The organism is Erythrobacter litoralis, from assembly GCF_029760855.1.
In the GTDB taxonomy this organism is placed as follows: Bacteria; Pseudomonadota; Alphaproteobacteria; order Sphingomonadales; family Sphingomonadaceae; genus Qipengyuania; species Qipengyuania litoralis_A.
Genome location: NZ_SOSI01000006.1, coordinates 116,811 through 131,702 on the forward strand (window position 1 = coordinate 116,811; position 14,892 = coordinate 131,702).

The following is a 14,892-nucleotide window of genomic DNA, read 5'->3' on the forward strand; positions in this document are numbered from 1 at the left end:
GAGGCACCATGGTAGAGATCTTCACCACCGGCGGCGGCGAGTACATCGTCAATGTCTTGAACGCCGTCGCCGCATGGACCGGCGCCGGCGGCTACAAGAGCCTGATCCAGGTCGCGCTGGTAATGGGGTTCGCACTCGCGATCATCGTCGTCGCGTTCAACCAGGACTGGCGCGCCTGGCTCAACTGGTTCCTCGGCGCGACGCTCATCTACATGTGCCTGATGGTGCCCCGGATGGATGTGCAGGTCACCGACCGGGTGAACCCGAGCCTTGCCCCCGCGACCGTCGCCAATGTCCCGCTCGGCCTTGCGCTTATGGCGAGCTTTACCAGCCAGGCGGGCGACTATCTCACCCGCTCGGCCGAGACGGTCTTCGGTCTTCCCGACGATCTCAACTACTCGAAGAACGGGATGATCTATGGAGCGCGGCTGCTCGAAGCGACGCGGTCCCTGCGCATCGCCGATCCCGAGTTCGCCGCCAATTTCGACGAGCATGTTCGCCAGTGCGTCTTCTACGACCTGCTGCTCGGCCGCTATTCGATGAAGGAGCTCTCCGAGAGCAATGACATCTGGGCGACCATTGCACCGGGAAGCCCTGCCCGCGCGCAGAAGTTCCTCACAAGGCAGGCCGATGACAGTGTTACCGCCTCGATCCTGACCTGCCGCGAGGCCTACACCGCGCTTTCGGGCCAATGGGCGGGCATGATCGACGAGATGACGCGAATTGCCGGTCGCCAGCTCTACCCCAAGCAGACCGAAGCGCTCGCCAAGGCCAAGCTCATCGCCGACCTGCCGGTCGCCTACCAGTATCTCACCGGGATTTCGAAGGATGCGAGCAGCATCTTCCGGCAGGTGCTGACGATCAATGCCATGAACCAGGCGATGCACGGCTTTGCCGGGGCGAGCGGCGCCTCGAGCGTCGACGTCTTCGCGCAGACCCGCGCCGACATCCAGACCGAACGGACCTATGCCTCGATCGCGCACAATGCGATGAAATGGGTGCCGATCCTTAACGTGGTTCTGACGGTCGTGTTCTACGCGCTCTTCCCGGTGCTCTTCCCGCTGTTCCTGATGCCCAGGACCGGTCCGATTGCACTCAGGGGCTACGTCACCGGCTTCTTCTACCTCGCTGCCTGGGGACCGCTGTTCGTCATCCTCCACATGATCCTGATGTTAAAGGGCGCAGGCGATGTCGCAGCCGCAGGGGGTTCCACCGGGCTCAGCCTCGCCACTTTCTCCGGCATGGCTGACGTCAACAACGACATCGGCATTCTCGCAGGCTACCTCGTCGCTTCGATCCCCTTCCTCGCAGGCGGCGTCGCCAGGGGCGCGATGGCGATCTCGGGCCAGGCCACCAGCTATCTCAACCCGAGCCAGAATGCGGCCGAGGAAGCCGCCCGCGAAGCGAGCACCGGCAATGTCTCGCTCGGCAACAGCAGCCTTGAAAACTCCAACGTGTTCTCGCGTCAGTTCGCGCAAGCCAGCCTTGCGCCGAACATCGCCTATGGCGCGGCCCAGACACGAGGGTTCGGCACCTCGGGAACACAGACCACAGGGTTCCCCGATGCCGAGTTCGCGGCGGTGCCGACCTCGAGCTATCCCTTCACGCCCACACTCGGGCAGGATTTCTCGAGCAGGCTGTCGACCATGGCGAGCCAGAGCCGCGGCCAGAGCGAGACCTTCTCCAACCTCGCTCAGCAATCGACCAGTTCCGCGGTCACGCGGTTCAGCGAACTGCGCGACGCTTACACAAGGTCGCGCTCGAACGAGACCGTCAGCGGCAGCTCGACCAGCGACAGCATCGGCAGCGCTTTCAGCGAAGTCGATAGCGCCTCCAAGATGCTCCAGCAGCAATTCGGACTGTCGCGGCGCGCATCAGATGACATCACCGTCTCTTGGTTCCTCAATGGCGATGCAGGGGTCGGGTTGAAAGGCGAGAAGGGTGCTGGCTCGGCATCTTTCGGCGTCAAAGGTGGGCGCAATCAAAGCTGGACTGACAGCGATATCGGGATCGCTTCGGAAGATCGCTCGCGGATCACCGGTGCGCTACGCCAACTCTCCGACAGCCGCAACTGGTCGAGCACGCGCGAAGGATTCCTGCGCGAGACGAGCTCGAGTTCGGAAGCGCTGGTCTCGAGCAGTGCCGCCGGCATCACCACTTCGATCACCGAAGCGCAAAGCTACACGCTCGAAGCGCGCCGGGCCGAAGAGATCGCCAGCCGGCTCGAGAACCAGGCAAGCTGGTATGAGAGCGCCAACGCCGCAGGATCGCTCAATCTCAGCCAGGCCTACCGCGAATGGGGGATGGCCGAGATCGATGCCAACCGTGACTACTACGGGCCGATGCGGTTCGACGATATCGACTTCCAGATGAGCGCGGCGGGCCAGCAGCTGCAGGCACGGTTCGTCGAAAGCTATGCTGAACGCCTCAATGCAGAGATTGCCGATGACCTGACCCTCCCCGCTTCGAGGCCTGTGGCCAGACCATCGGTCGGAGGTGCCGGAGCAGTACGCGGTTCGGTCAGGCCTGGCGGGGTTCCCGGCAGCCTGAGCGGACCAGGCAGCGACCGGGAAGACATCGCGGGCGAAGTCGACAGGGTTCAGGACCGCGGCAGTGACCGGGTTGGGACCGTAAAGAGTTATCTCGACGGGAAGACCAGGGATGCCAAGGGCGCATCCGCCGAGGCCGCCGATGATGTGAAGGAATGGTAGTGAGTTAGAGGATCACGTCCTGCACGACTACGAACGTCACGAAAGCTGCCAGCCCCACGAAGATAGTGATTAGTTTGAGCCGTCCCCAAGGATCAGCCCAAGTCTTCTTCCACGTATAGGAGGTGAGCCGATCCTCGGCGAGCGCACGGTCGAGTTCACGCAAACCTTCCCAGTCGCCCTTGCCAGCCGGTGGCATTTTCTCGGGATCATTCATAACAAGCACTCCTTCGCGAGCAAGGACGCCCCCTCCTCTCTAACCCGTCTCGCCTCTCGAAGTCGTTGCCCCGCAAATAGCCGAAAGACGCGGGAAAAGCGAGCGTTGGACTTGGCCAAGTGTGTTCGATCTGGATAGAGAATGCCATGGGCAACGCTTCATTATGAGCAAGAACAGAGACCTTAAAGGCACGGTCGTTGAGTTTCATACTCAGGCTCGCAAGCGCGGACCCGGCCGTCGTCGCACGCCTGTCTTGCTCATAGCCGGCGGTCTCCTTGCAGGTGTGCTCGGCGGGCTTGTTGGCATAAACTGGACATCGAGCTCGGCCTCGGCCCAGGCACGGCAGAAGCACGAATTTGCTGTCTGCGGCATGGTCCGCCGGACCTGCGTCATTGATGGTGACTCGATCTGGCTCGATGGCACCAAGATCAGGATTGCCGATATCGATACGCCGGAGATCTCGCAGTCGAAGTGCGACTATGAATACGATCTGGGCATCAAAGCCCGCGATCGGCTTGTCGCCCTTCTCAACGAAGGTGAGTTTACCTTGGCGACAATCGGCAATCGCGATGAAGACCAGTACGGACGCAAGCTGCGCGTCATCTTGCGCGGTGGTCGCTCGCTCGGCGACCAGCTCGTCTCTGAAGGACTGGCACGTACGTGGACCGGACGGCGAGAGGCCTGGTGCTGATGCGCCTCTGGCCGCACGAGAATGATCCGACACCCGGAGAGCAAGCCGAGTGGAAGGTAATGCTGGAAGCCTGGATTCTCGGCATTCCGATGGTCCTGATGCTCGTACTCGCGATTTGGTCGCTATTTTGACGCTGACGCGAGACCAGGAGCTCTGGGGCATGACGCTCTGGGTCGAGAAAACCCATGACGAAGCCGGAGCTGAATTCATCGCAGCGAAGATCGAACATCTGACGCGCTCGGGCGAGCAAGGCGGCGTGCAGCTTTGGCGCGAGGTTGACCGGCGTTTTCGTGAGCTTGGCGCGCGCACGGCGCAGTCATAGGCGCAATCTCCTCATCGGTTTGGTCGAAGGAATTGAGGTAGGTTTCCAGTCGCTCCAGCGTTCGCCTGCGCGGACGCCGTCCGTTCCGCAGGTCGAGGACGAAGCGCGGATCACCCGCGGCCCGCCGGCCGAACCGCGTCGCTGAAATATGGTGATCCTTCAGATGCTTTTCGATCCGATCCAACAGGTCCATTCGCTTCTGGCTCCGACTCGCAAACTGCTTGTGTTCTTGTTATGTTCCTAGTAGGAAGGTATCCGTGAGTCTAGGAAAATTCCTAGATCTGAAATCCGAAGGACCGAAAGATGGAACATGTCAGGGAAGAGCTCGACCGGCTGATCCTCAAAGGCGGATATGGCTACGCGTCGATCTCGCGCCTGCTCGGTCGCAACCCGGCTTATGTGCAGCAGTTCATCAAGCGCGGCTCTCCTCGCAAGCTCGATGACCAGGATCGCAAGACGCTCGCGAGCTTCTTCGGCGTCGATGAGCAGGTCCTCGGCGGCCCTGCCAATCCGGTCACCGATGGCATGGTGGAGATCCCTGTGCTCGACGTCGAAGCCTCGGCAGGGTTCGGTGCTGTCGCTGCAAGCGAGACAGCGCATACACGCTTTGGCTTTGACGAACGCTGGCTGCGGCATCTCACCTCGGCGAAGAGCGCCAGCCTGTCGATCGTCGGCGTCAAGGGCGACTCCATGGAACCGACGCTCAGCGATGGCGACGAGGTCCTGGTCGATGCATCAGATCATGGGTCGCGGCTGCGAGACGGGATCTACGTCCTGCGCGCCGATGATGCGCTCGTCGTGAAGCGTATCGCGATCAAGCCCGGCGGAAGACAGATCACGATTGCCAGCGACAACCCCGCCTACCCCACATGGCATGATATGGATCGGTCCGAGGTTCATGTCGTAGGTCGGGTGATCTGGTTTGGCCGGTCGCTCTAGGGCAACTGCTGGGCCGGAAGGAGATTGTCCGCTTTCCGCATCGGAATTGCAGAGAGCGGACATTCAGTTTCGCGTATCTGTCCACTAGCAGTTGCCCTTCAGCGCCGCTATTCCGGTAGAGATCGGCTCGAATTGACACACTCCAGCTCGCGTCAAAGCGCAGCAAGAGGAGCCGAAGGGAAAATGAAGGGGAGATAGCGTCTCCCCGAATATGGATCTATCGTTCAGCACCAAGCGCGCGATTGTTCGGACGGTGGACCCCGAAGAGCAGCCAAAATGCCTCGGCCATAGGCATAAGCGCGTCTGCGTTGATCCGCTCGACTATATGCTGCCCGAGTAGGACATTACTTCTGAATGCTTCTGAGGTCGGATAGCCATCGCCGACGATCATGCGAAACCCTTTAGCGCCGACGATGCTGGTTAGGATCACCCAAGGTCCCTCAATGCCATGATGTCGCAGTTGCATCTGAGTGGCGTTCGTCATTCCTAGGAGACCCTGTTCGAAGACCGTTGGCCAAACTGTGCGGCGCTCTTCGCCATTTAGTTGCCGAACGCCGCCAATTACAAAAGCTGAGTCCGTCCGTCCGTTGCGATAAGTCAGCGCGTAGGAGCCGACCCGGCGTTCCTCATTAATCGGTGCGTGCACTAGGACCCCTTCGATAGTGTCGAGCGCCGTAAATCCACCCACACGAACAGGCACCACAGCATTATCACGTGTCACCGCTATTCGGCGCTCTTCGCGAAACAGCCCGAGCGGCGCGACCGTGAGTACTGCGATCGGTGCCTGTTCCATCGCAAAAGGCATATCGACGCCCTGCGTGGCGGCTATCGCCTCTGCATGGAGTTGTCGAAACTGCTGAGGAAGTTGCGCTGCCTCGGTGAAGGCATGCCGAAGATCGTGTACGTCGAGCTCGTATTTGCCACGACTATTGCGTCCGTAGAAGCGGGCACCGTTCTTGAAGACGACACGGTGCGGTGCGCTTATGCTGCCGGGAACGCGCAGCACAAGGGCACCGTGTCCGTCGGCCAACGGCACCCATTTGATCCTAACGCCAATCAGGCGCGGCTCAATACCGGTTTGTAGCTTTCCTTCGAGCCTGAGAATTACCGCATCGGGATCATCGACATCTAGACCATGAAGGCCAGTTGCGGCGCCATTGGCCTCGTCTATTCCATAGACTATATCACCTCCTTGGGCGTTGGCGAATGCGGTCACGTCCGCGAGAAACTCGCGGGACGCCTCATCGCCGCCGCCCGGCAACTCCCGCTTGAACTCGAGGTCGCGTCCTTCAAAGACCTGATTTTCAATCAAGCGCCGGAGCGCGGCTTCGTCGATCGCGTCGATGGGCTGTTCTATCATGTTATTGAAATATCCTGCTTGCGGGACGTTAGTAGTCTATCCGACTTCTAGTGCGAAGCTAGGAGAGCTGATGTCCGCCGAGACTATGAGCCCGTCGGCACCTGCTGCGGTAGCGATGAATAGCCGAAGCATTAGTCTTTTCCACTATGCGTTAGAAGGGCGAAGAAGCCTTGATGCCGTAGGGCTGTTACCGTTGAATTCTCGCTAGAAACCTACGTATCTGGCGATCAATGCCACCTTGCCTCGGAAGGGCCGAAGATGTCGCAGCAGCATCGTGAAGACCTAGTCGATCACATCGTAAACGCTCAGCCGACGATTCAAAGGTTTGTGAGGGAGACATCAGGGAACTTGCTGGCGGGTTCATGGGATTTGACATCATACAGCTTTCAACGCGGCTTCGAAGCCTTGTGGGATCTTGCACACGCTGACCACAGCGGCTTGCTCGAGATGCCGCTTCTGTCACTCTGGCGACAGAGTGTCGAACTTGCAATCAAGTCGACGATTCTTGAGCTGGCGGGACAGATCGCTGGCAATCCTGGCCATGATCTTCAGGTGCTCTTCCGGCAGTTGCTCGATATCCGCGCGGCAGAAGGTTGCAGCGACGATGACGACCTTACCCGAAGCGTGCAGGATATGATCGCTCAGGTCCAGACCTTCGATCCTTTCGCAGATCGTTTCCGCTATCCGGCTAACCGAAACGGTAAACCCTACGATGGTTTCGCCATTGATCTAGACCAACTTTTCCAAGCTCACTGGATCATTACCACTTGGTGCGAAGGGGCGGTCATGGAAATGAGGGGCGATATCTAATCAAGTTGTAGCGCCGTTGAGGGCTAATGCAGGGGGCAATGGCTAAGAGCAAATTCTGCTAGGCACGATCACGAACTGCTAGTGCGTTCAGCGCCATACGTGAGAATCGCCCTGTCAGAGCTAGGCGCCGCAGACGCGCAACGTCACTGCGGTCGCCATGTGATTCGATGCATTGGAAGGCATATTGTGCCGGTCGTTCCCGTTCCCAGGTACGATGATGATGCTCCGCTTGCTCTCCGCTGTCCAGGAAGCCCCTCGCAAACCTAAGACAACGCTCCGGAAATTCACTAGCGATGAAAAACTGAGGCCATTGCGGTCCCATCCGACGCCAGCTTCCTTCTCCCAACGCCGCGTCCATCTCGCTCAAGCATCCGATCACGAGGCCCGGTGACATACCGTTTAACTCACGCCATACGGCCCGCACCTTGGCTTGTGCTCCCGCCTCGAAAGCGTGAACCAGATTCCGTAGCGTTTCGATGCAATGACCGGCGGGGGTTGAAGCAGTAGATGGTGGAAGCGGCAGCCCCATGCGCCCCAGATAACGGGTTGCTATGACAAAAGCTTCCCATTCCGATTGTGGCATCCCGTTACTGGGATCCGGCAGCTCAGCGAGATGCTGCATTCGGAACATGTCGCCCGGATCAGCGAACATCGCCACTTCCCGTGCAAGGTAGCCGAGGTTCCAAGATTGCCGTGGCTCGTCGGCATCGAGCGCTCGCCTCAGAAAGAGGCGACGATCTCGCTCAGGAAGCGCATGAATCACATCGTAATAGACGTAATCGAAGGGGTGATCGAACATCGCATTGCTTAGGCTGAGGGCGGTTGCGCAAACCTGCGGGCCATCGGCTGGTCCGATCACCGCCGCAACTTCCACCTCGATTTGCGGCCGACTGTCCTCTGCGCTTTCGTCGAGTGCCCCCAAGAACTTCAGAGCATCAACGCCGCCCGTATCTGGGCCGGGCTCGTCGAGGACCATCTGAATTGCCTCAATGAGCTCATCAATGTGCGCCTGGTCAGCACCACGGGAAAAGCCTGCCGCTTGCATGATGGCGAGCTGCACATGGTATGGCTCGTAGCGATAGCGATCGCGGAAAATGGCGATGAGTTCCTGCGCGAAGCGATCAGCCTGATCATCTCCCACCAAATCGTGGCGCCGTTCGAGGTAGAAATAGAGCTGGCCAGATGTCGCTGTGGCGACATTCAATTCGAGGGCGTGCCGACGAGCAGCGCTCCTGCGGAACGAACTTTGGCAGTTGCGCGCAAGGATCGAAAACCCGTTTGCCCTGCCGAATTGAAGATAGGCGAGCCAGAAGCCCTGCGTTCTCGGATTTCGGATACCATGGGTCTTGCAGGACTCTGCTAGGCGGCCGCGCTCGGCGAGCAAGCGTGCGTCCATTCGGGCGCACAGATCTAGATAGAGTCCTATATAGTTGCCGTCATCGACCGCGTGGCCGATTGCCCCGAGCCTTGCGCCCTCCTCGTGAGACCAACCCCTCAAGCTTTGCTCTTCCCAATCCAGCTTGGGACGCTCGCCATCGACGATAATCAGTCGCAGACCGTCGATCTCGGCCGCAACGGTATCGAGCACTTCATCGAGCAAACGTCGCGCTTCCGCGCGGGCTAGGTCACCTAAATCGCCCGAAGCGGCAGCATGCAGCAATTCGGCGTTGGTCGATGCGGCAAGGATGCGGCGGCAGGTGTCGTCATCCTCGACAACAGCGAGGACATCGCCAGCAATGCGCTCGAAGAGCGGTGAACCGAGCAGCTTCGCAAATGGCTCGCCGATCTTGTTCGCCTGGGATGCAAAGGCGTGGGCGACATTCGCTTGAAAAAGCATTTCGTGGCTGAAAGAAATACGACCGGACCGCCGCACCAACAGGTCGGCATCGAACATTGCCGAGCAGGTCGACGCGCCGATTTGATCGCCCAGCATCAGCTCATCAAAAACTGTCTCCGATGCCGAGAAGGCCAAGTTGCTCTGGAGTTGAAGGGCGAAACGACGCAGGCCTGCCGCACCATCTCGGGCATGGTCTCCGAGCCGCCGCCGGATATACTGGTCGATCAGCAGTTGGCGTGACATTGGTTCGGCAACAGCGCCAATCTCGCCTACAATGGCAGCCTCGAAGCCGCTGGTGACGGCATCGAGAAGAGCCAATTGGCTCTTCGTCACCCGGCTTCCCGCACGCGCTGCGATCTGCGCTTTGAGATCGGAGTCGGGCGGATGTATCCGGAGCCAGCCGAGGCCGGCCAAGCCGGGCTCCTCATCCACTTGATCGGTAACGATCAACCGCAGGCCGAACCGTCGGCAAAGCGCGGCGGCAGCCCTGACGGCCTGGCTTCTATCACCGGCTAATTCGTTCATCCCATCCAGTATCAAATAGGATGGTGCTTCGGCTGCACGCAGGGCGGCGTAGAGCTCGCGGATGGGAAGATCACAGAGCAGTGCGCCCTCACGGTTGAGCAGCCGCGCCCAAGATCCTGCATAGTCCTTGCATTGGAGAACCAGCGCGCATTCGCCCTTTGCAGCGCGATCAGCCGCGAACCATCGCGCAATCAGTGATTTTCCGCATCCGGTTGGACCCGTTACGCGACACCCTGGGGGCTGCTGCAAAGCCTCAAGCAAATCGGCGCGCGCTGTTTCGGATTCGGCGATCCACCTGTCGCCGTCTTTTGCATAGTCCGCTTTGGCTGCTGTGGTCAGAAGTCTCAGAGCCGATAGGCGCGATGCAAGCTCCGAGGACGAAGCCGCTTCTCTAGGCGATACCTTGGCCAGTCCGAGACCGATCGCAAACGACCGCCATTGGTCAAGGGTCCATGGCGACCGATCCTCTGTCTGCACCCACGGGCGGAACAGGTGAGATTGGGTGACGCTGACCTTGAAATCTCCGCGGGTCAGCTCCGGGCTGATGGCGGAGCGGTCCGTGAAGACGACAGCGCCAGCTGGGTAGAAGCGGTCGATCAATCCACGCGATGCCATCACGTCGCGTAACCGGTTCTTTGCGTCAAGTGCCTGCTGATATGCGTTCGGATATGTCTTCCACTGACCTGTCGGCAACAGGCGTTCCCAGTCTCCGTTGATTGCGCCTCGAACAAGCAGTGCCGAACTTTTCACTTCGACGAGCCATGCGTCATGCGCGGTGGCAACGACACAATCGACCTGTCGCCCATCGATATGAAAGTTTACGAGGATGACCGCAGGGACACCTGACTTTCCGAACCCAGCAACCAGTGATTTCAGGATCGAACGCTCTGACTCCTCGGTCAATGATGCGCCGAGATACAAATCGATGTTTGGAAGAGCGGACATCACGTCAGGTGGGACGGAATGTTCGCGTAACGCCAGATCGACGCCCTGCCGTTCGAAGCTCGAAATCGCTCCTGAAGGTGTCGCGTCCCTCGGGACCGGCCCCGGGGGAAACTGCGAGCTCGAAGCCAGCTGGATCGAGCCAACGCGTCCCCCCATCCGTGACCACTGGGATAACGGAGTAGCGGCGCCGACGGCCGTCCGTGCCGGTCAAGTCTGTATTGAACGAGAGTTGCGCCGTCGCGGCCGCCTCCGCTTTCGGCAAATTCGCCTGCCACTGCTGAAAAAGTTGCGGATCGATGAGATTATCCGCGTCATCGGCAACGAGCTGATCCTCAAGCCATGCCTCGAACTCCACACGGCGTGCAGCGGCTACCTCGCGCGTTTGGGCAAGCCCCTGCGACAAGGCGAATGCGACGAAGGGGTCGTGCGTGCCCCAGCGAAGCAGTTCGCGCGCCCAGAATCCGAACCAGGGTAAACCCGTCGTTTCCTTCCAAGTCGCCAGATTCGGCGTCGCCGTGGCATCCGGAGCACCATCCGACCATGCCTGCGCGACCACGGCACCGATCGCTACGCCCAGCCGAAATTCGATATTATCGGCGACAAAACGCTGCCAAGCGCGCAAATTCTGTGCATCTGGCCCGTTTGCGCCGGGTTCTTTCATCCACCAGCCGAGCACGTCGTTCCAACGTTCGAGCAAGGCTTCGTCGCCCTGGGTCGCCCGAACCCGAAAACCAAAACCGCGGTCGCCTTCGATAAGCGATCCAATTGCCTCGAAGATGTCGATGCGCTCGGTGGCATCCATCGTCCCATAGCCAGCGGCTCCGGCGATAAGCGTACGAATTTTCTCCGCAACGGGTTCAAATCGCCGTCCCACCACCGGTGGGAATCCATATTGATAGAGGCGTCGCCGTTCTGCAGCGTCTGGATAAAGCTGCGTGACGATGCCTGTGCCGCGGCGGATAAACGCGGCTTCAAGCCACGCTTCCTGTGCAGCAGCCACGACCGTAAACGTCCTGGCCCATAGCTCTTTCAATTCCGCCTCTGCCCGCGCCGCGTTCATCGGCACGTCGGTCATGCATTCGCTTTCTGCGAGGGCTGTCAGCAGCACGCTGTCGAGTTCATCCATCGCGTCGGCCAGTCGCGTTTGCGCGCCGGCCGCACCGGATCCCACATCCGGGCTGACCGTCGCTGGCGCGGTGCTCTCAAGCCAATCCATAAAGGCATCGGGCTGGATGCCCAAGAGCTGGCTCGCCCTTTGCCAGATACGGTTGAGCAGAAGCGCTAGCGGGCTAGGAACGGCATCGGCGTCCTGTTCCTCGACAATCAACGAACGCCGGAGCATCTCATAGTCATTGACTAGGTCGCGGCGCTGCCCGTCCTGAACATTGCGTTGCCCCGCTGCGGTTGTCGAAATCCGCGTGGGCAAGGCAATCAGCGTCATACCCTCGATCCCGCGGGCGGCGCCAGGACGGCCTGCCCGACCAGCAAGATTACGAAACTCCGCGGTGGTCAGCGGCGTGACGATCGGTGCCTCGGCGACTGGATCCCATGACCGCCGTTTGAGCGAGGTGAGGAAAATCAGGTCGAACGGGAGATTGACCCCTTCGGTCAGCGTGGCCGTCGCGACCGTGATCGGACAGATTTTCCGGTCGATCATCTCGACCATGAGACGACGGAGCCGTTGCGGCATCTGTCCGTGGCTGGTCGCGACGCCATGTTCGAGAAGGAACAGCTCAAAGGAGTCCGCGCCGCAATAGTCGAGGCACGCCGCGCGGGCTTCCGCATATCGGACACCGAGATAGCCGTCGGGCGCGGTGAACGCATTGATTCCCTGCCAATCGCCATGCTCCATCGCTTCCTTGAACCAGCGCATGGTTTGCTCGGGTTCTTGGGCCACAGAGATCAGGATGCGCTGATCCTCCTGGGTAAGGTGCAGCGCCGTCCACAGGACAGAAAGGCAGTTGAACCGATTGAGGCTGTTTCGCCATTGCGCGGGCAGCTGCGGCATCGGCGCGATCCGTAGCGGCAGATAGACTGGCGCCTCTTCATTCCGTAGGTAGAGGGGCTGCCCATTCATCAAGTCGAGCAGTATCTGACCGGAGCTGCCCGGAGCTGTTTCGAGAACACCGATGACCTGCCGGGTGCTACGATACCGAACACCCACGGCCTCGGCATCGGGTCGCCCCTCGATCCATCGCGCCACCGGTATCGACGCACCACCAGCAACCGCCGTCAAGGCTATACGGATAACGTCCGGTCGCCGCGCGAGAATGCGGGAAACAAGGTTCTCCAAGCGGATCGACCGATTACTGTGGTCAGAAAAGCTAACGGCCGTCGCCTCCGTTGCTTCCGGCACCACCTGGTGCGCCTCGTCGATGATCAGGAGGGCAAGGCGCGCGATCAACAACGAGCCGAGGTAGCGGAGCAGAGCATCCGCTTTTTCAACGGTAACGATCAGAACCACAGGTTCTTCGCTCGTGAGCCAATAGTCCGTGATGCCCCAGTCTGCCCCACCGTAGAGCCCAGTGACGATCACGTCGCCACGCAGTTCCGCCGTCAACTTGGCCTCGACTTCGCCGGCCAGAGCCCGTGAGGGTACGATGTAAAGCGCAATCGGTCCAAGAGCGTCATTGCGTTCACGCAGGAGCAGTTCCTTGATCAGCGCCAGGTTTGCGACGAGCGTTTTCCCTGACCCGGTCGGTGTACAGAGCGCGAAGTTCGAATCTCGCAGCAGACGGTCCAGCCCGTGTAGCTGAGAGGTCCAGAGCACACCGCGACCGCGGCTAAATTGGTCTCTGCCATAAGCAAGAAGGCGGTTCGTGCGATCAGGACGCATGTTCGCCAATGCACGAAGCGGCTTGTAGATTGTCGCGGCGGCATAGCGATCCGCGACCTGTCGCATAAGGCTGATCACAAGCGCCGCATCATGGCTGAACAAGCGGTTCGCCAGTTCATCGAGCGCGTGGAGCTTCGCCATCGCGGTTGCGAGCCGATCCTCGTCGCCTAGCCGGAGACTGTCGGCAATAAGCCCGATGCAACGGACCAGCTCGATGGTCGCTGCCCAAGTCGGGCCGAGATCGTCATCCTCGCCTGCCAGCGCCCTCAGGATAGCAGCATTGCCATCCGGCCCGGTGAGTTCCGCGTTCTCGGCCCAGAACCGACCTGCCTGTCGAACGACCGCATCGAAATTTGCTTGAAGGAAGGCGCCATAGAGCTGGACGCCTTCATACTCGGACTGCACCTGATCGAGCAGGCCCGAGGCCATGGCTGGAAGACCGCCCAACTGGTAGGCCGCTGCTGATAACAATTCGATCGGCACGACCGTTCGGGCATTATCGTCCGCCCGAGAGAGCCATTCTAGGATCTCGCCCACCCGACGATAGCAATCGATCGCGCGGGGTGACGAGACACCCTCAATGGTCCTGAATATGTGTGCAGCATGAAGAAGACGGCGACTGTCATCGAGTTGGCGCGCAGAATCGCGATCCCCCCAAGCGATTGTTGGCACCTGCCACGTCGTCTGCAGACAGCGCACATAGGCACGGGCTTGCGGCCGGCTCAGCTCGTTTTCAATCGCAAGCGCAACGCGCACCTGCTGCGCCAGGGCCAGGCGCTCGCCGTCCCGTTCAGGCATCAGCCTTCGCTCCAGAGCGAAGCATATAGTGCATCGATCAAGGCATCGCCCCCTGTCAAAATAACTTCAACCACCTGCAGATCGCGCCCGGCGGTATAGTCGGCTGGCATGTTCTCCCAATCTAGAACGGACTCCGCACCATCCCGGCTGGCGGCGCCATTTCCGGCAAGGACGATGAGATCGGTGCGGGCCGGAGGTGGTCCCAATTCCAGCACCGCGCGATCGATCGAGAGGATCGCGGCTGCGTAACCCTCTGGGTCACGCTGTTCGAGCAGAAACTGGAGCTGCCGCAAGCCGTGCGGAATCGGTGTGTCGCGATTTACCTCGAACCAAATGCCGCGGCCGGTATGCTCCAGCTCATTCGTCTCTTTGTTCCGCTCTTTCGGCCCATGCATGAGAGCGGCCACCGTGGAATTATTGAGGGTCTTTCGCCACTTTGCTTCCCCCGCGATGACCCGCATAACTTCGCCGGCGTCATCAAGGGCGATCCCGACGAAATCCGTTCCATGTCGCCCATAAATTTCGCGTACTCGGGCTGGGTCGAATTTTAGCGCCCAGAGATATTTCTCGACATCGTCATGTTCTCGGAAGAGAAAAATTGGCACGCACCAAGCGTGGCCACCGACATAGTGCTCTTGATAGGCCTCAGTGACGAGGCCGGCCAATACTTCGCCAAATAACCCGCGCTTCGCTTTTTTTGGGAGGCAGGCCGGATAGGTGATTTCGCTCACACCCCCGCCATCTGGGTGCAAATTGATTCCGACCTTCTTGTGGAAATGTTCGCGCGCGTCGAGGTGCGCAGACTCGAAATAGGGCCGAAGGGCCTCAAGCAACGACTTCGCGGCTTCGCCCTGCTGTTCGAGAAGCAGGTGGCCGTAGCTTCCATCGCGGATGGACGCATAGG

General features: G+C 60.1%; 11 protein-coding genes. 6 read left to right on the forward strand and 5 right to left on the reverse strand.

Annotation, left to right across the window (positions count from 1 at the left end):
- Positions 1-8: 8 nt before the first annotated feature.
- Positions 9-2,711, forward strand: a complete 2,703-nt coding sequence (locus E3U23_RS12120) for a conjugal transfer protein TraG N-terminal domain-containing protein (RefSeq protein WP_279351537.1) — start codon at positions 9-11, stop codon at positions 2,709-2,711.
- A gap of 4 nt (positions 2,712-2,715) precedes the next feature.
- Here E3U23_RS12120 and E3U23_RS12125 read toward each other — a convergent pair whose 3' ends face one another.
- The gene (locus tag E3U23_RS12125) at positions 2,716-2,925 is read right to left on the reverse strand and encodes a hypothetical protein (protein ID WP_279351538.1); all 210 of its coding nucleotides are present in this window, start codon (positions 2,923-2,925) and stop codon (positions 2,716-2,718) included.
- Positions 2,926-3,088: 163 nt separating this feature from the next.
- Between E3U23_RS12125 and E3U23_RS12130 the strand changes: the two genes are divergently transcribed.
- The 4 genes from E3U23_RS12130 (at position 3,089) to E3U23_RS12145 (ending at position 4,877) form a co-directional block, all read left to right on the forward strand.
- The gene (locus tag E3U23_RS12130) at positions 3,089-3,616 is read left to right on the forward strand and encodes a thermonuclease family protein (protein ID WP_279351539.1); all 528 of its coding nucleotides are present in this window, start codon (positions 3,089-3,091) and stop codon (positions 3,614-3,616) included.
- A complete protein-coding gene (locus E3U23_RS12135) occupies positions 3,616-3,747 on the forward strand; it encodes a hypothetical protein (protein ID WP_279351540.1) in 132 nt (43 codons plus the stop codon). Before E3U23_RS12130 ends, E3U23_RS12135 begins: the two co-directional genes overlap by 1 nt.
- A complete protein-coding gene (locus E3U23_RS12140) occupies positions 3,744-3,938 on the forward strand; it encodes a DUF6961 family protein (RefSeq protein ID WP_431732688.1) in 195 nt (64 codons plus the stop codon). Before E3U23_RS12135 ends, E3U23_RS12140 begins: the two co-directional genes overlap by 4 nt.
- 303 nt (positions 3,939-4,241) lie before the next feature.
- Positions 4,242-4,877, forward strand: coding sequence for a S24 family peptidase (locus E3U23_RS12145; protein WP_279351542.1), 636 nt, complete (start codon positions 4,242-4,244; stop codon positions 4,875-4,877).
- 217 nt (positions 4,878-5,094) lie between these two features.
- Here the strand turns inward: E3U23_RS12145 and E3U23_RS12150 are convergent, their stop codons facing one another.
- Positions 5,095-6,237, reverse strand: coding sequence for an AlbA family DNA-binding domain-containing protein (locus E3U23_RS12150; RefSeq protein WP_279351543.1), 1,143 nt, complete (start codon positions 6,235-6,237; stop codon positions 5,095-5,097).
- 258 nt (positions 6,238-6,495) lie between these two features.
- Here E3U23_RS12150 and E3U23_RS12155 point away from each other — a divergent pair, with 258 nt between their 5' ends.
- Positions 6,496-7,047, forward strand: coding sequence for a hypothetical protein (locus tag E3U23_RS12155; protein ID WP_279351544.1), 552 nt, complete (start codon positions 6,496-6,498; stop codon positions 7,045-7,047).
- A 58-nt stretch (positions 7,048-7,105) separates the two neighbouring features.
- Here E3U23_RS12155 and E3U23_RS12160 read toward each other — a convergent pair whose 3' ends face one another.
- The 3 genes from E3U23_RS12160 to E3U23_RS12170 are packed head-to-tail and all read right to left on the reverse strand — an operon-like array spanning position 7,106 to position 14,719.
- Complete coding sequence (locus tag E3U23_RS12160; protein WP_279351545.1) at positions 7,106-10,354, reverse strand: NERD domain-containing protein; 3,249 nt, start codon at positions 10,352-10,354, stop codon at positions 7,106-7,108.
- Between the two features lie 4 nt (positions 10,355-10,358).
- A complete protein-coding gene (locus tag E3U23_RS12165) occupies positions 10,359-13,988 on the reverse strand; it encodes a DEAD/DEAH box helicase (protein WP_279351546.1) in 3,630 nt (1,209 codons plus the stop codon).
- Positions 13,988-14,719 (reverse strand): aminotransferase, encoded by a 732-nt coding sequence (locus E3U23_RS12170; RefSeq protein WP_279351547.1) that lies wholly within the window; start codon positions 14,717-14,719, stop codon positions 13,988-13,990. Before E3U23_RS12170 ends, E3U23_RS12165 begins: the two co-directional genes overlap by 1 nt.
- Positions 14,720-14,892: the final 173 nt, after the last annotated feature.

Bases quoted from the DNA above. Each gene is read 5' to 3' on its own strand.
- E3U23_RS12120 (WP_279351537.1), top strand. From the start codon at position 9: ATGGTAGAGATCTTCACCACCGGCGGCGGCGAGTACATCGTCAATGTC.
- E3U23_RS12125 (WP_279351538.1), bottom strand. From the start codon at position 2,925: ATGAATGATCCCGAGAAAATGCCACCGGCTGGCAAGGGCGACTGGGAA.
- E3U23_RS12130 (WP_279351539.1), top strand. From the start codon at position 3,089: ATGAGCAAGAACAGAGACCTTAAAGGCACGGTCGTTGAGTTTCATACT.
- E3U23_RS12135 (WP_279351540.1), top strand. From the start codon at position 3,616: ATGCGCCTCTGGCCGCACGAGAATGATCCGACACCCGGAGAGCAAGCC.
- E3U23_RS12145 (WP_279351542.1), top strand. From the start codon at position 4,242: ATGGAACATGTCAGGGAAGAGCTCGACCGGCTGATCCTCAAAGGCGGA.
- E3U23_RS12150 (WP_279351543.1), bottom strand. From the start codon at position 6,237: ATGATAGAACAGCCCATCGACGCGATCGACGAAGCCGCGCTCCGGCGC.
- E3U23_RS12155 (WP_279351544.1), top strand. From the start codon at position 6,496: ATGTCGCAGCAGCATCGTGAAGACCTAGTCGATCACATCGTAAACGCT.
- E3U23_RS12160 (WP_279351545.1), bottom strand. From the start codon at position 10,354: ATGTCCGCTCTTCCAAACATCGATTTGTATCTCGGCGCATCATTGACC.
- E3U23_RS12165 (WP_279351546.1), bottom strand. From the start codon at position 13,988: ATGCCTGAACGGGACGGCGAGCGCCTGGCCCTGGCGCAGCAGGTGCGC.